A 15,677-nucleotide genomic window follows, 5' to 3' on the forward strand; every position below is an offset into this window, starting at 1 on the left:
TACTTTTGCGCAATTTATTTTTCCGCAACAATGCCAAAAGACAATTCCATCAAATCCGTTCTGATCATAGGATCAGGACCCATTATTATCGGACAAGCCTGCGAATTTGATTATTCCGGAACCCAGGCAGCTCGTAGTTTACGTGAAGAAGGAATCAAAGTGATCCTTATTAACAGTAATCCGGCTACCATTATGACCGACCCCATGATGGCCGACCGGGTTTATCTTTTGCCCCTTACCGTTGAGAGTATAGAACAGATACTGGAAGAAAACCAGATCGATGCAGTACTTCCTACCATGGGTGGGCAAACTGCCCTCAACCTGGCCAAAGAAGCTGAAGACCTCGGAGTATGGGAGAAATATGGAGTACGCCTGATAGGGGTAGATATCAAAGCCATCGATAAAGCAGAAGATCGGGAAAAATTCCGTCAGTGGATGATTCAAATGGGAGTGCCTGTTGCTACTGCAAAAACTGCCAATAGTTTTCTGGAAGGTAAAGAATTCGCTCAGCAGATTGGATTCCCGCTTGTAATTCGCCCCTCCTTTACATTGGGTGGAACAGGCGGCGGATTTGTACATGATAAAGAAGATCTGGATGAAGCCCTGAATCGTGGTTTACAGGCTTCCCCAATACATGAAGTGCTGGTTGAGCAGGCAGTTTTGGGATGGAAAGAATTCGAATTGGAACTGCTTCGGGATGCCAATGACAATGTGGTTATTATCTGTACAGTTGAGAATTTTGACCCAATGGGTGTGCATACCGGAGATTCAATAACCGTGGCACCGGCAATGACACTTTCCGACACAGCTTTTCAACTGATGCGGAATACTGCTATCGCAATGATGCGGGATCTGGGCAATTTCGCAGGCGGATGTAATGTTCAATTTGCACTGAACCCTGCAACAGAGGAAATAATAGCGATTGAAATCAATCCACGGGTAAGCCGCTCCTCCGCCCTTGCTTCCAAAGCCACCGGTTATCCTATTGCTAAAATCGCGGCAAAACTGGCCATAGGATATTCGCTGGATGAATTGGAAAACCAGATCACCAAGAGCACTTCTGCTTATTTTGAGCCGGCGCTGGATTATGTAATTGTAAAAATCCCCCGCTGGAACTTCGATAAATTCAAAGGAGCCAATGATACGCTCGGTCTACAGATGAAAAGCGTAGGAGAAGTAATGGGTATTGGCCGCAGTTTCACCGAAGCTGTGCAGAAAGCCTGCCAGAGTCTGGAAAATAATGCAGTGGGACTTGGCTATTATGGCAAAAGTCAAATGCATGCAGAGGAACTGATTGAATACATTAAAACACCGAAATGGGATCGCATCTTCCGTATTAAAGATGCCCTGATGCTGGGTGTAAGTATCAATACAATTGTAAAAGCAACCAACGGAATTGATCGCTGGTTCCTTTATGAAATCCAGAAAATTGTTAATCTGGAAAAGGAGATTGCCAAATTCAAGCTGGCAACCATCCCTATGGAATTAATTCGCGAAGCAAAAATTCATGGTTTCAGTGATGAGCAGATTTGCCGCATCATGCAGGATGGACATGAAGATGAATTGTATGCCAAACGAAAGGAAGCCGGAATTCGCCGGGTTTTCAAAATGGTAGACACCTGTGCTGCAGAATTTGAAGCGAAAACACCATATTTCTATTCCACTTTCGAAGAAGGTGGTGAAAATGAAAGCAAGGTAAGCGATAAGAAAAAAATAATTGTCCTGGGTTCTGGTCCAAACAGAATCGGTCAGGGTATTGAGTTTGACTATTGTTGTGTACACGGATTACTGGCGATCAAAGAGTCCGGTTTTGAAGCTATCATGGTGAATTGTAATCCTGAAACCGTTTCTACTGATTTTGATATCGCAGATAAATTATATTTCGAACCTGTTTTCTGGGAACATCTCTGGGAGATTATCGAACATGAACAGCCCGAAGGTGTGATTGTGCAATTAGGCGGACAAACAGCACTTAAGCTGGCAGAGCGCCTGCATGCAAAAGGGATCAAAATCATTGGAACATCTTTCGATAATATGGATATCGCCGAAGACCGCGGCCGCTTCAGTGATATGCTGAAAGAACTCGGTATTCCGTACCCGGATTATGGAACTGCTTTTGATGTGGATGAAGCAGTGGTAGTGGCGAATCGGGTTGGGTATCCGGTATTGGTTCGGCCATCCTATGTGTTAGGCGGACAAAGGATGCGGATTGTGATCAACGATGAAGAAGTGGAAAAAGCAGTGGTGAGCCTGTTGAAACATATACCCGGTAATAAAATTCTGATCGATCATTTTCTGGATCGATGCCAGGAAGCCGAAGTAGATGCGATTTTTGATGGCGAAAATTTCCATGTAATGGGGGTGATGGAGCATATTGAACCAGCCGGGATTCACTCCGGTGATTCGAATGCTGTATTGCCAGCTTTCAATCTTACACCGCTGGAAGTGACTACACTTGAATATTATTCTGAAAAAATTGCCCGGGCACTGAATATTAAAGGATTGATCAATATCCAGTTTGCGGTGAAAGATGGGAAAGTATTTGTGATTGAAGCTAATCCGCGTGCTTCCCGCACCACTCCGTTTATTGCGAAAGCCTATCAGATTCCTTATCTGAATGTGGCAACTAAAGTGATGCTGGGAGTCAACAAACTCACCGATTTCAAATTCGAGAAAAAACTGAAAGGATTTGCAATTAAAGAACCAGTTTTCAGCTTTAATAAATTCCCGGGGGTGAATAAAGAGCTCGGTCCGGAAATGAAGAGCACGGGTGAAGCGATCCGCTTCATTAAAGATCTTCGGGATCCTTATTTCCGTCAGCTTTACAAAGACCGCTCGATGTACCTGAGTAAATAGTGTTTTTTAACAATGTTAAAATCCCCTGCCCCGTCGGTCAGGGGATTTTTTTTGCACCCCACGGGTACCCGTCGGGTAGACTGAAATTTTGTCAGACTCAAAGAAACGGAACGATGTTTGAACATTGTATGTACAATTTAAATAGATTAAAACTTATTATATGAGTTATCTCGATCATCTGAATTGGCGATATGCTACCAAACGATACAATGGAGCTCCAGTACCGGAAGCGCCTCTTCAAAATATTCTGGAAGCGGTTCGACTGGCGCCATCCTCTCTCGGACTTCAACCTTTTGATGTGTTTCTGCTAGAGGACAAAACAATCAGGGAAAAATTAGCACCAGCTGCGCACAATCAGCCACAGATTACGGAAAGTGGGGCACTGTTAGTATTTGCAGCCTGGAATACAATTTCGCAACAACAGGTTGATGCCTATATTAATAATATAGCATCAACCCGCAACATAGATATAAGCACGCTCGACAATTTTAAATCCGCGATTTTGAATAGTATAAAGGCTAAAACTCCGGAACAGCAGTTTCAATGGAATGCACGCCAGGCTTATATCGCGTTGGGATTTGCAACTGCGGCAGCGGCACTCGAAAAAATTGACAGCACGCCGATGGAAGGATTTAATCCTGCTGCTGTAGATAATGTACTGGGCTTAACAGATAAAGGAATGAGCGCCGTATTGATCCTTGCTTTGGGATTCCGGGATGAAGAAAAAGACCCCCTGGCCCACGCTAAAAAAGTCAGACGCCCGGCTCCAAAACGTCAGACACCAGTTCCAACAGGTATCAGACACATGTCTCAGAGTGTTCCAACACCTATCTGACACCTGTCTAACAACGTTCTAACACCTGTCTGACACTTAAAAGGGTTAAAAAACCCTTGACCACCAGTAAAGGGAGCTGTAGTTTTCGGGAATGCAGAAAAAAGCAGTTCCCTGGATGGCAGCCCCCTTTATCCGTCTTTTATTACCCTATTGCGGAGGTATTCTTTTGTCAGAACAGGTAAACAGTATCCCCACCTTCACATCCAGCCTGTCCTGCTTCACCCTGCTCACCTTAACTATCTGCTTTCACTTCCTCATTAAAAAACAGGTCCCAGCTTCCACCAATTTATTCGGAATTTTCCTCAATCTGTTATTGGTATGTACCGGAATCCATCAAGCCATACGCCAGGATCAGCGACAGCAGTCCAACTGGTTTGGCCATCAAATAGAAAACAGTCTGCTCCTGGCTGCAGAATCCGAAACCCTGCCTGCTCTGGGATCCAAATCCGCCCGATTCACCATGAAAGTGAAAACCCAGGTTCTTAAAAACGGACAACTCAATTCCGCCAAAGGCCGTTTCCTGCTCTACCTCCCCTTAAATCAGGCTGAAAATATCCAACCCGGTAATCTTTACCTTTTACCATCAGAAAAATTAAAAACCCTGAATCCCACCGGAAATCCAGGCAGTTTTGATTTTGCTGAATACAATAAAAAGAAAAATATTTTTCATCAGATCTATCTCAATAGTAACAAACTCATCTCATTCTCTCCAAAAATATCCAACCGTTACAAAATTTGGCTTACAAAAGCTCAGAAAGCTGCGCATAAAGCGATGGACAATAACATCCCCCAACCACATAACCAATTGGCAAAAGCCCTGTTGATCGGTTATCGCGAAGAGGTGGATAAAGACCTGCTTACTACATACTCACAAACCGGAGTAGTTCATGTGATCGCAGTTTCCGGAATGCATCTCGGGCTGATTTTTCTAATCCTACAAAGAATCCTGATTTTTCCTGAATCCAGATTCCCCGTAAGCAAATGGATAAAATTCGGACTGGTGCTAAGTTTCATCTGGTTTTTCTCAGCTGTTGCAGGAAGCGCCGGTTCCATAATCAGGGCAGCAGTCATGTTCAGTTTTGTTCTCTTTGCCAAAATAATACGAAAACCTCTCGCATCCCTACAATCCATTTCGCTTACAGCATTCCTATTACTGCTGATTGATCCCTTCTGGATCTGGGATGCGGGTTTCCTACTATCATTTGCAGCCCTGCTCAGTATCGTTTTATATCAGCCCAGAATTGAAAAACTGATTCAACCAAAGCACCCGCTGATGAAAGCGATCTGGGAACTTACTGCAGTAACCCTTGCCGCCCAACTATTAACAATCCCACTTTGCATCACCCTCTTTCATCAGATACCCGTATATTTTCTTCCTGCCAATTTGCTGGCCGTGCCGCTATCCAGTTTTGCCCTGATCGGAACCCTGATTTTATGGATAACGGAACTTATTGGCCTGCCTATGCCACTGATCGGCCAACTAAGCTCCACGCTCATCAACTGGATGAATCTGGGAATAACTCAAATCAGTAAATTACCCGGTGCAGTAATTCAGAATATAAACTGGAGCCAATCGCAGGTAATTCTTGCCTACCTTATCATCTTTCTATTTAGTGGCTGGATGAAAACCCGAAATCAAAAACTCTTCCTATCCCTACTAACCAGCTGCCTGTTGTTTGCATGCATTCAATTTTATCAGAACTATCAATACCGAAAACAACAACTATTGCTTGTATACCATCTTCCAGGAAAATCTATAACTGCTCTGATCAGGGGGAACCATAGCCAGTTCTACCTGAATCAATTTTCTCCATCCACCCATCCGGCAATACCAGCCAGCATGCGCGTCCTTGGGATTAAAGAAAAACACTATTCCACCCAAAAATTGATCACCCATCAACAACAACGTATTGGAATTCCCCACTTTCAACAGGAATTGCCAGTACTCCTTAAAACAAAACCCCAATTCCTCCTGCTAACAAAAAACATACACAGCCTGGCGCCACTGCTAGAAAACAAAACGCAGCCCGGATTAATAATTCTGGATGGATCAATACCCGAAATCCGTGCAATCCGATGGTCCCGACAACTAAAACAAGCCGGAATTCCTGTTCATAACACATGGGAAAAAGGTGCTTTGATCAAATCTCTATCCCCCTAAAAACCCAATCCATTGCCGGAAAAATGAATCCGAAACCGTAGCTTTGCGCCTTCAATCGAAGCTTTGTCTGCCCCATCTTTAAACAGTTAACTCGCAACAATGAACAAGAAGATTCAGTCTGCATTGATTTCCGTTTTCTACAAAGACGGATTAGAACCCCTCGTTCGCCTCCTTCATGAACAGGGTGTAACCATCTACTCAACCGGTGGTACCCAGCAATTCATTGAAAAACTGAATCTTCCCTGCGTTCCGGTGGAATCTGTTACCTCCTACCCTTCCATTCTTGGGGGAAGGGTAAAAACCCTGCATCCGAAAATTTTTGGAGGCATACTCGGAAGAAGAGCCAACGAACAGGATCTCAGTGAAATGAAGGAATTCGAAATTCCGGAACTCGACCTGGTAATCGTCGACCTCTACCCATTTGAAGAAACTGTTGCCAATACCAGTGATGAACAATCTATTATTGAAAAGATAGATATAGGCGGACCATCCATGATCCGCGGAGCTGCAAAAAACCATCGCGATGTGGTGGTAATTGCTTCCAAACAGGATTACAGTCTGCTGGAAAATATGCTTCGTGATCAAAATGGCGCCACCACACTGGAACAACGTCGACATTTTGCTGCCAAAGCATTTGAAGTATGTGCACATTATGATGTAGCCATCTCCCATTATTTTACGCCCCAACAGGATACTTATTTTCTGGCTTCCATACCCAACCCGAAAATCATGCGCTACGGTGAAAACCCGCATCAGCAGGGAATATTTTATGGCCAGCTTGATCAACTTTTCAATCAGTTAAACGGTAAGGAACTTTCCTATAACAATCTGGTGGATGTGGATGCGGCGGTACAATTGATTCGTGAGTTTCAATCAACAAACAAGAATGAATTCACATTTGCCATCATCAAACATACCAATGTGTGTGGCATTGCAGCCAGACCAAGCGTTAAACAAGCCTGGGATTCAGCTTTGGCAGGTGATCCGGAAAGTGCTTTCGGTGGTGTATTGGTTTGCAACGGAACCATCGACAGCACCACAGCCAATGCCATCAATGAAATCTTTTTCGAAGTACTGATTGCACCACAATTCGAGCAATCAGCCCTTGATATTCTGAAGACAAAAAAGAACCGCATCCTTCTTCAACAAAAACAAGCAGTCAACAATACCCATCAATACAAATCTATGTTGAACGGTGTATTGGTACAGCAAAACGATGAGGGTAATTTCGAAAAATGGGAAGAAGCCGGCGGACGTCCAAGCACAGAAATTGAAAAGGAAGACCTTGCCTTCGCCAACCTGGTTTGCAAACACCTGAAGAGTAATGCAATCGCGCTTGTTAAAAACAAACAACTTATTGGAAAAGGATGCGGACAAACCAGTCGAATTGATTCCCTGCGTCAGGCTATTGAAAAATCAAAGCAATTCTCCTTTGATCTGAAAGGTGCAGTACTGGCCAGTGATGCATTTTTCCCTTTTAACGATTGCGTGCAAATGGGACATGAAGCAGGAATTGAAGCTTTTATTCAACCCGGTGGTTCTATCCGCGATAAAGACTCCGTTGAATATTGCCAGCAACACCAGTTAGCGATGGTGATGACCGGCATGCGTCACTTTAAACATTAAAAAAGTCAACTGTCCTATTGTCCAAACTGCTGGCATCCATCAACCCGCTGACCTTTCAAAAAAAAGGCACACATGCCAAAGCATTGATTGCGCTGGCGGCAGTCAGTTTTTTATGGGGCACCACCTGGGTAGGTTCCAAAGCAGGCGTTCAATATATGCCTGCTTTGCAATTAGCCAGTATCCGGCAATGTCTGGGTGGCGCCATCTATATTATCTTTTTTCTTTTCAAGGGACGTGCATTTCCCAGAGGAAAAGAATGGTGGCCGATACTAATCCTGAGCTTTCTGAATTTCTTTCTCAGTAACAGTTTATCAACCTGGGGAGTAAAGTATATTTCCAGTGGTTTGGCTGCAATAATAGGAGCTGTATTTCCACTCTGGCTGGTAATAATAGCCCTGATTGCTGGCAATTCCCAGTTAACACTGAAATCCATTATAGGTTTCATTCTGGGCTTTATCGGGATTTGTATCATATTTTACGATCACCTGCATGATTTCCTGAATCCCGATTTTCGGTTTGGTATTTTTCTTTCTGTATTTGGAACCCTATGCTGGGCGTTCGCAACACTCTATACCAAAAAACAGGTGCTTGCTTTTAATCCCTATTTTTCCATCGGATTACAGATGATGATTTCGGGAATAGCCCTTTTTGGTGTTACCAGAATTACAGGTGAACATATCCCTATAAATGAAATCCCTCTTCCTTCCTGGGTAGCCATCCTTTATCTGGCAATTGCCGGATCTGTTTTGGCCTTTATCGCCTATCTTTATGCCCTGCAACACCTGCCAACAGAACAGGTTTCGATTTATGCCTACATTAATCCGATCGTTGCATTATTACTCGGCACCTGGTTGTTCAACGAAAAGCTGAACGCCTTTATCCTGATCGGCGGATTGGTTGCGCTTGTAGGGGTATACCTTGTAAATGAAGCATTCCGGAAAAGAACAGCAATTACAACTGATCAGCCGGTGGCGTCCCAGTAAGCATCTTCTTTCATAAATATCTCATAGAGTTCACGCCAGCCTTTAAACTGAGGATCGGTTCCGAGAAAACTATTATGCCAGATAGTAATAAAACATCCGCGTACTTTTTTTACCGCTGCATAATATTTCATCAACTCGGTATATCCCTGCTGCGGTGTCAGCTTCTGTTCAAAAAAAGCATTCGCATCCATAAAGCAAAAGGGATAAATCCGCAAACTGGTTGCTGAATTTGTTTCCAGATTATACCAATAAAAAGAGGACGCTACAGATGCCCTAAAACCATTGATAGTTCCAAACCCCATGGAATAATCTTTTTCAATCCCAACATCCAGCAATCGTTGGTATCCATCGGGTAAACTGAATTTTATAAAATGCTGTCTGCTTTTTTCTATATCGATATCGGCAATAACTTCCAACCATTCCTTCTCTTCCTTAATGATTTTATTGCTGTCTTCCACACTGCTTTGCCAGGAGGGATGTAACCCGATTTTATACACTGAAGCATAATAATTTATCATCTCCTGAAAAGGCTTATAGGAGGTGGGAATATTCTTATCCAATCCCACTTGTTTTTGTGCAACCAGAAAAAAATAAATCGGTTTTACACGACAGTATAAATGAAGCGCATCCAGCCATTCATAGGCATCGTACGGATCCATTGCTTTTCCCCTCAGCACTTTCCAACGCTCAATTGCCTGCGAAAAAGACCCCTTTATAATTGATCTGACAGCCCCACCCAGGTTACGCCACCAGGCTTTACCCCGATAACTGTACAGCATATCAATATCATAGGTTGGAATAAACTTATAATTGCGGCGTTTGAATAGTCCGGCAGGAAATAATTCCTGCAATTCCACCTGCCATAAAATCAGCCATTCATTCACCAATGGACGATCTAAAAATCCTTCTTTAAATGCGAGGGAGGAGGTATGTGAGAACCGTCCAAATTCATCTTTATGATGAGGAAGATATTCTTCATACCGGGAGAGCAGATAAAAAATCGCAGCAAATAAATCAAATCTTTCACCTTTTCCGGCCATAAAAAAAGCAGGCAACTCCTTCCAGCGACCAATCTTAATATGCTGTTGTGCAACACCGGTTTCTTTTAACAAGCCATGCGGAATAATCTGATAATTCAATTCATCAAAAACAGTTTCACTGTAATTGATCCGGATGCCATCATAATGCCTGAAAACTTCTGCATCACTGCAAATTTTCGCTTCTTCAAACAGGATTTCCTGACTGATAAAGTCAAGAACATACGCTAATCGTGGAGAAGGTTCGGGGCAATAAATCAGCATTGTTAATCAGTTGGGTGTTTATCTCGCCAAATCTGATTAAATGACTTTTCCGGGAAATGTAAATCGGAACGATGGGTATTCCACCCCTTTACCATCCGGTTCACTACCCAATCTTTGATCCCCGCCCTGCCCTTATTCATCCATTTGCGTTTCATCATAGCAAATTTCCATCCTTTCCAGGCCATACGTTCGGTAAATGAACTGTACCCTTCCTGAACTGCTTCAGCGCGATTTTCCAACAATAATTCGTGCAGGTTGATTTTCACCGAACACACTTCTGTACAATTACCACAAAGCGAGGAAGCATGGCTCAGGTGTTTCCATTCATCCATCCCCTTTAAATGCGGAGTAATCACACTCCCAATTGGTCCACTGTAGGTGGTTCCGTAGGAATGTCCGCCTATATTTTTATAAACCGGACAAGCATTCAGGCAGGCACCGCAACGGATACAATAGAGACTCTCCCTGGTTTTGGGATTTGCCAGCAGGTTTGTTCGACCATTATCGAGCAGGATAACAATCATTTCATCCGGACCGTCTTTTTCACCGGCCAATCTGGGCCCGCTTACAATCGAATTATATACCGTCAACCATTGCCCGGTTCCATAGGTGGCAAGTAATGGCCAGAATAAAGCAAGATCTGCCACCGATGGAATCATTTTTTCGATCCCAACTACCACTATATGCGTGGAAGGCCAGGCGCAACTCAATCGTGCATTGCCTTCGTTTTCTGTAACTGCAATTCCGCCTATATCGCTGATCAGGAAATTAGCTCCGGTAACACCCACTTCTGCCTGAATATATTTTTCCCTCAGTCTGGCGCGGGCTTCCAGTGTCAACTCCTGAGGATTCAATTTTGGATCAGTACCCAGTTTCTCCGCAAATAGTTTTGCTACATCTTCCTTGCTCTTATGCATCGCCGGAGTAACGATATGGTAGGGCGATTCGCCATCAAGTTGCTGGATGTATTCACCCAAATCGGTTTCCACACTATCGATATGATGAGCTTCAAGGAATTCATTGAGCTTGATTTCCTCCGTCACCATGCTCTTGCTTTTTACCAGCGTTTTGCAATTTTTCTCCTGGCAGATTCTAAGGATTGCTTCCCGGGCCTGATCAGCAGTTTCGGCCCAGATCACTTTTCCGCCACGCGCAGTAAAGTTTGCCTCAAAGCTTTCCAATTGCTGGTCGAGGGTTTCAATAGCCCTCCATTTTATATTTTTAGCCCTTTCTCTGGCCAGTTCCAAATCACTGAACTGCAGTTTACCCTGGGGAACAACCGAATTATACCGGCCAATATTAAAGTTTATTTTCCGGCGATGATCCAGATCGGCAGCCTTGATGGTACTTTTAGCCAGAAAGCCTGATTTGTTATCTGTACTCATGCCTGTTTGTTTTTTCCGTGATACTGATGGTAATAGGCATCCAGTCCCTCATAGTATTCCTGTCCGTATTTACGTATAAGGGCTTCTTTGAGAAACTGATAAACCGGCACTTTCAATTGTTTGCCAAGTACGCAGGCAGGAGCACAAAGCAGTTCACGCGGTTCATAATTCAGCATATCATATTCTTTCCCGGATTTTACTCTGATAGGAAAAAGATGGCAACTTATCGGTTTTTTCCAACTGATACGGCCATCATAATAAGCCTGTTCGAATGCACATTTGAGGATTCCTTTTTCATCGTGGAAGCCATATGCGCAAACGCCACCATTCACTGCCGGTGTCACCCAGCCAAATTCTTTATCATACTGATATCGGCCAACCCGCTCAATTTCACGAATCCCATCTGCATTTAGATAGGGTTTCACAATTTCATACACTTCGTTTATTATATCCAGTTCCTGAGTTTCGAGCGGAGCACCAGTATCACCATCTTCACAACATCCGCCTTTGCATTTGGAAAGATCACAAACAAACTGTTCCTCCAACACTTCATCGCTCACCAGGGTATGTTCTATGACTATCATGCACGGTATTTTGACAAAGTTAATTCTTCGAAAAATTAATAGTATCTTTTTTTAATAAATCAGGGTATATGAAACAGGTTTTTCTGCTATTCATTCTTTTCATGGGAAATCTGGTCCATGCACAATTGCGCACCAATACTGCCAATCCGGACTTTTTATCTGGTGCAGCTATACGGATTGATCAGGTAATACAACAGTATATCGATAGCCAATGGATTGCCGGAGCAACTGCGATAGTGGTAAAAGACGGACAAATTGTATACCACAAAGCATTCGGCAGCAGCAACCTTGCTTCGAAAGAGAAAATGCGAACCGATCATGTATTTCGGATTGCATCTCAAACCAAGGCGATTACAAGTGCGGCTATTATGCTATTGCTGGAAGAAGGCAAACTCCTGTTAGATGACCCTATTGAAAAATATATACCGGCCTTTTCAAAAACCCTGGTGCTGGATGCTTTTAATGAAAAAGATACGAGTTATACAACCAAATCCAGAAAAGGCAAAATTACCATCCGACATTTATTAACTCATACATCTGGAATCGGCTATGCGCAAATCGGCAGCAAAACTTACCAGGCACTTGCTTCAAAAGCAGGTGTTTTTGCACAGATTGGCGTACCGAACGAATCTTTGGAGGATCAGGTTAATAAAATTGCTTCTCTGCCATTGGAACACCAGCCAGGCGAACGGTTCACTTATGGTTTAAACAGCGATGTGCTAGGGCGACTGGTTGAAATTGTTAGCGGGCAATCCTTTGCGGACTTTTTAAGGCTCCGGATTTTTGAACCACTTGGCATGAAAGATACCTGGTTTTATCTTCCTCCGGATAAACAAAAAAGGTTGGTGGCTTTACATGGAGAAGATTCATTGGGGCATGTTAGCCTTCTGAATCAATCTATGGATGTAAGTGGTACAAAAATGGATATTAATTATCCAAATAAAGCAGGTAAACTTTATTCCGGTGGCGCCGGGCTGGTTTCAACCACTTATGATTATGCGCTTTTTATGCAGATGATGTTAAATAAGGGTAGTCTGAATGGGAAACGCATACTTAGCCCCAATTCCGTTAAACTGATGACCACCAATCAGATCGGTCATTTGAAAAACGGATACAATTCTTTTGGACTTGGCTTTGGGATTACTTCAGCAGAAGAAGCGCTGAAGTATGGTGTATCACAGGGAACATTTGACTGGGGAGGGGCTTTCAGTTCTTCTTACTGGATTGATCCGGTGAAAAATATCGCCGCTCAATTATTTATTAATCAATGGCCCAACAGCCATGGTGAGGTTCATACAAAATTTAAAGTACTGGTGTACAGCGCGCTTGATTAGTTTTTCCACTTCAGTGTGTTAATCAGGTGTTTCAAATCATCCTTAAGAAAATTATTAACCGGACGAAGTGAATCTTCATTGGGAGCTGCATCAAAATACAATGCACCTCTTAAAAAATGCCGGGTACTATCCGTCAATAGAAACTGATTGGCGGTGGCCGTATTTCCACCGATTTTAAAATAAATGCCATTTATTCCATTGGTTGAAACAAAGACACTATCATCTATCGAGCTTGCCTTATAGGAATGCTTGAAGGAAAGCGTGTAGGATCCGTTTAATAATTTATCAAAGCTATTTACGCCAACGGAATCTTTATATTCTCCTTTGGAGTTTTGGATTTTATACCGGGCCTTGCCACCTATCTGATTATAGCTGATATAGATTCTTCCATTCAGAGAAGGAATATCTATATTGATCCAATACGGATTCTCAGGTTGTTCTTCAAAATAGGTACTATCCTGGCTGATGATAGCATAGTTCGGATATTCAAAGCTGTACGGAAATCCGGGTTTATCGAAAACCTGATATTGATGTTCAGGCAGATTTATTTTAAAATAGCCGCGTGGTTTTGGAGTATACGGACTATTACATCCACCCAAAAAAGAAAGACTAAAGGCAACCAATAGTAGAAGGGCAAAAGCAACAGCTTTACCGGAAATTCGATTTGGTAACATAGTTGGAAAATTAAACGGGTCGGATAGTGATTTTCACTTTATTTATTCGGTTTCGATCCAGTTCCAGCACGGTAAACTGGAAATCTCCCACTTCAATAACTTCATTCTGTGTGGGAATTTTTCCTGCAACTTCGAGCAGGAGTCCGGCTAGTGAATCACTCTCGCCTTTTACTGTATCAAATGTGGAAGTTGGCAGATCCATAATCTTGCACACATCATAAATCATGGTGCGTCCGTCGAATAAATAATTATGCTCATCAAGCTGCCTGTTGATGCTTTCTTCATCATCAAATTCATCTCTGATATCACCAATAACCTCTTCCATGATATCTTCGAGCGTAACAATACCACTGGTTCCTCCAAATTCATCCACAACAACAGCAAAATGTGTTTTCCGATTTCGAAAATCCTGCAACAGATCTTCAATCAGTTTTTGTTCGTGAACGAAGTAGGGTTGACGTAAGAGTGAATGCCAGTTAAAGGATTCAGTTTCCTTCAGATAAGGGAGTAAATCTTTTGAGTGCAGGATTCCCATCACTTCATCCAGACTGTTTCGATATACGGGAATTCGGGAATAATGAAGTGCTTCCACCTGTTTGATGACATCCGGAAAGGAGGCACCATAACTTATACCACTCACATCAAGCCGGGTTCGCATAATTTGTTTTACGGTAATATTTCCGAATTTGGCAATTCCCCGCATAATGTTTTTTTCATCTTCAGAGGCAGTGGCATCATCTTCCAGTTCTTCGAACTGGTTGGCACCATCATCAGAGCCCAAAGATTTTTCAACATTGTCTGATACTCCAACCATCCATTTGCTGAAGCGACGGAAAAGCAGGTGTACTATTTCAATAAGGAAGGAGGCGTCTCTTGCAAAACGCAAATTATTCTGGGAAGCATAGACTTTCGGAAGCACTTCCCCAAAAAGGATCAGGAAAAAGGTCACGATCAGGACTTTTAGGCTCAGTTCAAAAACCCAGTAAATATTTTGCAGGGTCATAAGCTGATCAATCAGAAAATTCGACAACATGATGATTGCGATGTTGACGAATGCATTTCCGATTCGCATTGAACCCAATAGGATTTTAGGTTCCTCCAGAAGATTTACAATTCTTTTCCATGCAGTTCCCTGCTTGGTTTTGAGCATGTTGATATCCCGATGAGTAAGACTGAAAAAGGCGACCATGGAACCTGAAATAAAATAGGAAACGACCAGGAGCACAAGGATCATGATCACCAAGAAAGTTGTTCCCTGCACGTTGGAAGCAAGAAAAACGAGGTTAAAAATGGTATTCAGTAAGGGATCAACCGAAGCGTAGTCCAAAGCAGTGGGTTTAGTTTACAATAGAAGCAAAATTGCACTATTTTCTCAAATCAGAAAGGAAGATCAGGATTCGGCTCTGGTGGAGCATCTTCGCCGGTAAATCCTTCCAATCCTTCGCCGTGTCCACCGTTGAATCCCTGACCGTGTAGGTCATTCCGCTTATCAAGCATGATCAGATTATCGCCCACTACTTCTGTTGCGAACTTTTTATTCCCTTCTTTATCTTCCCAGCTGCGTGTACGAAGACGGCCTTCAATATAAACCAAACTGCCTTTATGAAGATATTTCTGTGCCAGTTCGGCCAATCCACGCCATAAAACAACGGTATGCCACTCTGTTTGCGAGATCAGTTTGCCTGTTCGATCTTTGTATGTTTCAGTAGTTGCGAGCGAAAATTTTGCAACAGCAATATTTCCTTCCAGGTACTGAACATCCGGATCTTTACCCAGGTTGCCGATCAGCATCACTCTGTTAACGCCTCTCATATTGTTTCATTTGAGTTTAAAATCGCCTATTACCTGTTCGTACTCTTTAAAATTAATTTTTTTTCGCTGTAAATCCCGCTTTTCGGGCACATTAAAGCAGTTTTAACTCCACCGGTCGGGTGCCAC

At 42.9% G+C, this 15,677-nt stretch carries 12 protein-coding genes; 6 read left to right on the top strand and 6 right to left on the bottom strand.

The window, feature by feature from the left end:
* The first annotated feature begins 30 nt into the window (after positions 1-30).
* From carB to B2746_RS02350, 5 genes are all read left to right on the top strand, one after another.
* Positions 31-2,856 (top strand): carbamoyl-phosphate synthase large subunit, encoded by a 2,826-nt coding sequence (gene carB / locus B2746_RS02330; RefSeq protein ID WP_290790613.1) that lies wholly within the window; start codon positions 31-33, stop codon positions 2,854-2,856.
* A 160-nt stretch (positions 2,857-3,016) separates the two neighbouring features.
* Complete coding sequence (locus B2746_RS02335; protein WP_290790615.1) at positions 3,017-3,691, top strand: nitroreductase family protein; 675 nt, start codon at positions 3,017-3,019, stop codon at positions 3,689-3,691.
* Between the two features lie 91 nt (positions 3,692-3,782).
* Entirely contained in the window at positions 3,783-5,852 is a 2,070-nt protein-coding gene (locus B2746_RS02340; RefSeq protein ID WP_290790617.1) for a ComEC/Rec2 family competence protein, read from the top strand.
* A gap of 99 nt (positions 5,853-5,951) precedes the next feature.
* A complete protein-coding gene (gene purH / locus B2746_RS02345) occupies positions 5,952-7,478 on the top strand; it encodes a bifunctional phosphoribosylaminoimidazolecarboxamide formyltransferase/IMP cyclohydrolase (protein WP_290790619.1) in 1,527 nt (508 codons plus the stop codon).
* A 17-nt stretch (positions 7,479-7,495) separates the two neighbouring features.
* A complete protein-coding gene (locus tag B2746_RS02350; protein ID WP_290790621.1) occupies positions 7,496-8,461 on the top strand; it encodes a DMT family transporter in 966 nt (321 codons plus the stop codon).
* On the opposite strand, the gene B2746_RS02355 is transcribed toward B2746_RS02350, so the two are convergent.
* Genes B2746_RS02355 through B2746_RS02365 form a run of 3 tightly spaced genes read right to left on the bottom strand, consistent with a single transcriptional unit; the run spans position 8,440 to position 11,731 of the window.
* Positions 8,440-9,762 (bottom strand): polysaccharide deacetylase family protein, encoded by a 1,323-nt coding sequence (locus B2746_RS02355; protein WP_290790623.1) that lies wholly within the window; start codon positions 9,760-9,762, stop codon positions 8,440-8,442. The two genes, B2746_RS02350 and B2746_RS02355, sit on opposite strands and share 22 nt — an antisense overlap.
* A 2-nt stretch (positions 9,763-9,764) precedes the next feature.
* Positions 9,765-11,147, bottom strand: coding sequence for a LutB/LldF family L-lactate oxidation iron-sulfur protein (locus B2746_RS02360; protein WP_290790625.1), 1,383 nt, complete (start codon positions 11,145-11,147; stop codon positions 9,765-9,767).
* The gene (locus B2746_RS02365; protein ID WP_290790627.1) at positions 11,144-11,731 is read right to left on the bottom strand and encodes a DUF3109 family protein; all 588 of its coding nucleotides are present in this window, start codon (positions 11,729-11,731) and stop codon (positions 11,144-11,146) included. Before B2746_RS02365 ends, B2746_RS02360 begins: the two co-directional genes overlap by 4 nt.
* Positions 11,732-11,799: 68 nt before the next feature.
* Between B2746_RS02365 and B2746_RS02370 the strand changes: the two genes are divergently transcribed.
* Positions 11,800-13,065 (top strand): serine hydrolase domain-containing protein, encoded by a 1,266-nt coding sequence (locus B2746_RS02370; protein ID WP_290790629.1) that lies wholly within the window; start codon positions 11,800-11,802, stop codon positions 13,063-13,065.
* Here B2746_RS02370 and B2746_RS02375 read toward each other — a convergent pair.
* Genes B2746_RS02375 through B2746_RS02385 form a run of 3 tightly spaced genes read right to left on the bottom strand, consistent with a single transcriptional unit; the run spans position 13,062 to position 15,551 of the window.
* The gene (locus tag B2746_RS02375; protein WP_290790631.1) at positions 13,062-13,739 is read right to left on the bottom strand and encodes a hypothetical protein; all 678 of its coding nucleotides are present in this window, start codon (positions 13,737-13,739) and stop codon (positions 13,062-13,064) included. The two genes, B2746_RS02370 and B2746_RS02375, sit on opposite strands and share 4 nt — an antisense overlap.
* A 10-nt stretch (positions 13,740-13,749) precedes the next feature.
* Positions 13,750-15,066: a gliding motility-associated protein GldE gene (gene gldE / locus B2746_RS02380; protein WP_290790633.1), complete on the bottom strand. Its 1,317-nt coding sequence runs from the start codon at positions 15,064-15,066 to the stop codon at positions 13,750-13,752.
* Positions 15,067-15,116: 50 nt separating this feature from the next.
* The gene (locus B2746_RS02385) at positions 15,117-15,551 is read right to left on the bottom strand and encodes a single-stranded DNA-binding protein (protein ID WP_290790635.1); all 435 of its coding nucleotides are present in this window, start codon (positions 15,549-15,551) and stop codon (positions 15,117-15,119) included.
* Positions 15,552-15,677: the final 126 nt, after the last annotated feature.

Source organism: Flavihumibacter sp. UBA7668 (assembly GCF_002483205.1).
Taxonomy (GTDB): Bacteria; Bacteroidota; Bacteroidia; order Chitinophagales; family Chitinophagaceae; genus Flavihumibacter.

Excerpts from the sequence above, each read along its gene's own strand:
- carB (WP_290790613.1), top strand. The coding sequence starts at position 31 with ATGCCAAAAGACAATTCCATCAAATCCGTTCTGATCATAGGATCAGGA.
- B2746_RS02335 (WP_290790615.1), top strand. The coding sequence starts at position 3,017 with ATGAGTTATCTCGATCATCTGAATTGGCGATATGCTACCAAACGATAC.
- B2746_RS02340 (WP_290790617.1), top strand. The coding sequence starts at position 3,783 with ATGCAGAAAAAAGCAGTTCCCTGGATGGCAGCCCCCTTTATCCGTCTT.
- purH (WP_290790619.1), top strand. The coding sequence starts at position 5,952 with ATGAACAAGAAGATTCAGTCTGCATTGATTTCCGTTTTCTACAAAGAC.
- B2746_RS02355 (WP_290790623.1), bottom strand. The coding sequence starts at position 9,762 with ATGCTGATTTATTGCCCCGAACCTTCTCCACGATTAGCGTATGTTCTT.
- B2746_RS02360 (WP_290790625.1), bottom strand. The coding sequence starts at position 11,147 with ATGAGTACAGATAACAAATCAGGCTTTCTGGCTAAAAGTACCATCAAG.
- B2746_RS02365 (WP_290790627.1), bottom strand. The coding sequence starts at position 11,731 with ATGATAGTCATAGAACATACCCTGGTGAGCGATGAAGTGTTGGAGGAA.
- B2746_RS02370 (WP_290790629.1), top strand. The coding sequence starts at position 11,800 with ATGAAACAGGTTTTTCTGCTATTCATTCTTTTCATGGGAAATCTGGTC.
- B2746_RS02375 (WP_290790631.1), bottom strand. The coding sequence starts at position 13,739 with ATGTTACCAAATCGAATTTCCGGTAAAGCTGTTGCTTTTGCCCTTCTA.
- B2746_RS02385 (WP_290790635.1), bottom strand. The coding sequence starts at position 15,551 with ATGAGAGGCGTTAACAGAGTGATGCTGATCGGCAACCTGGGTAAAGAT.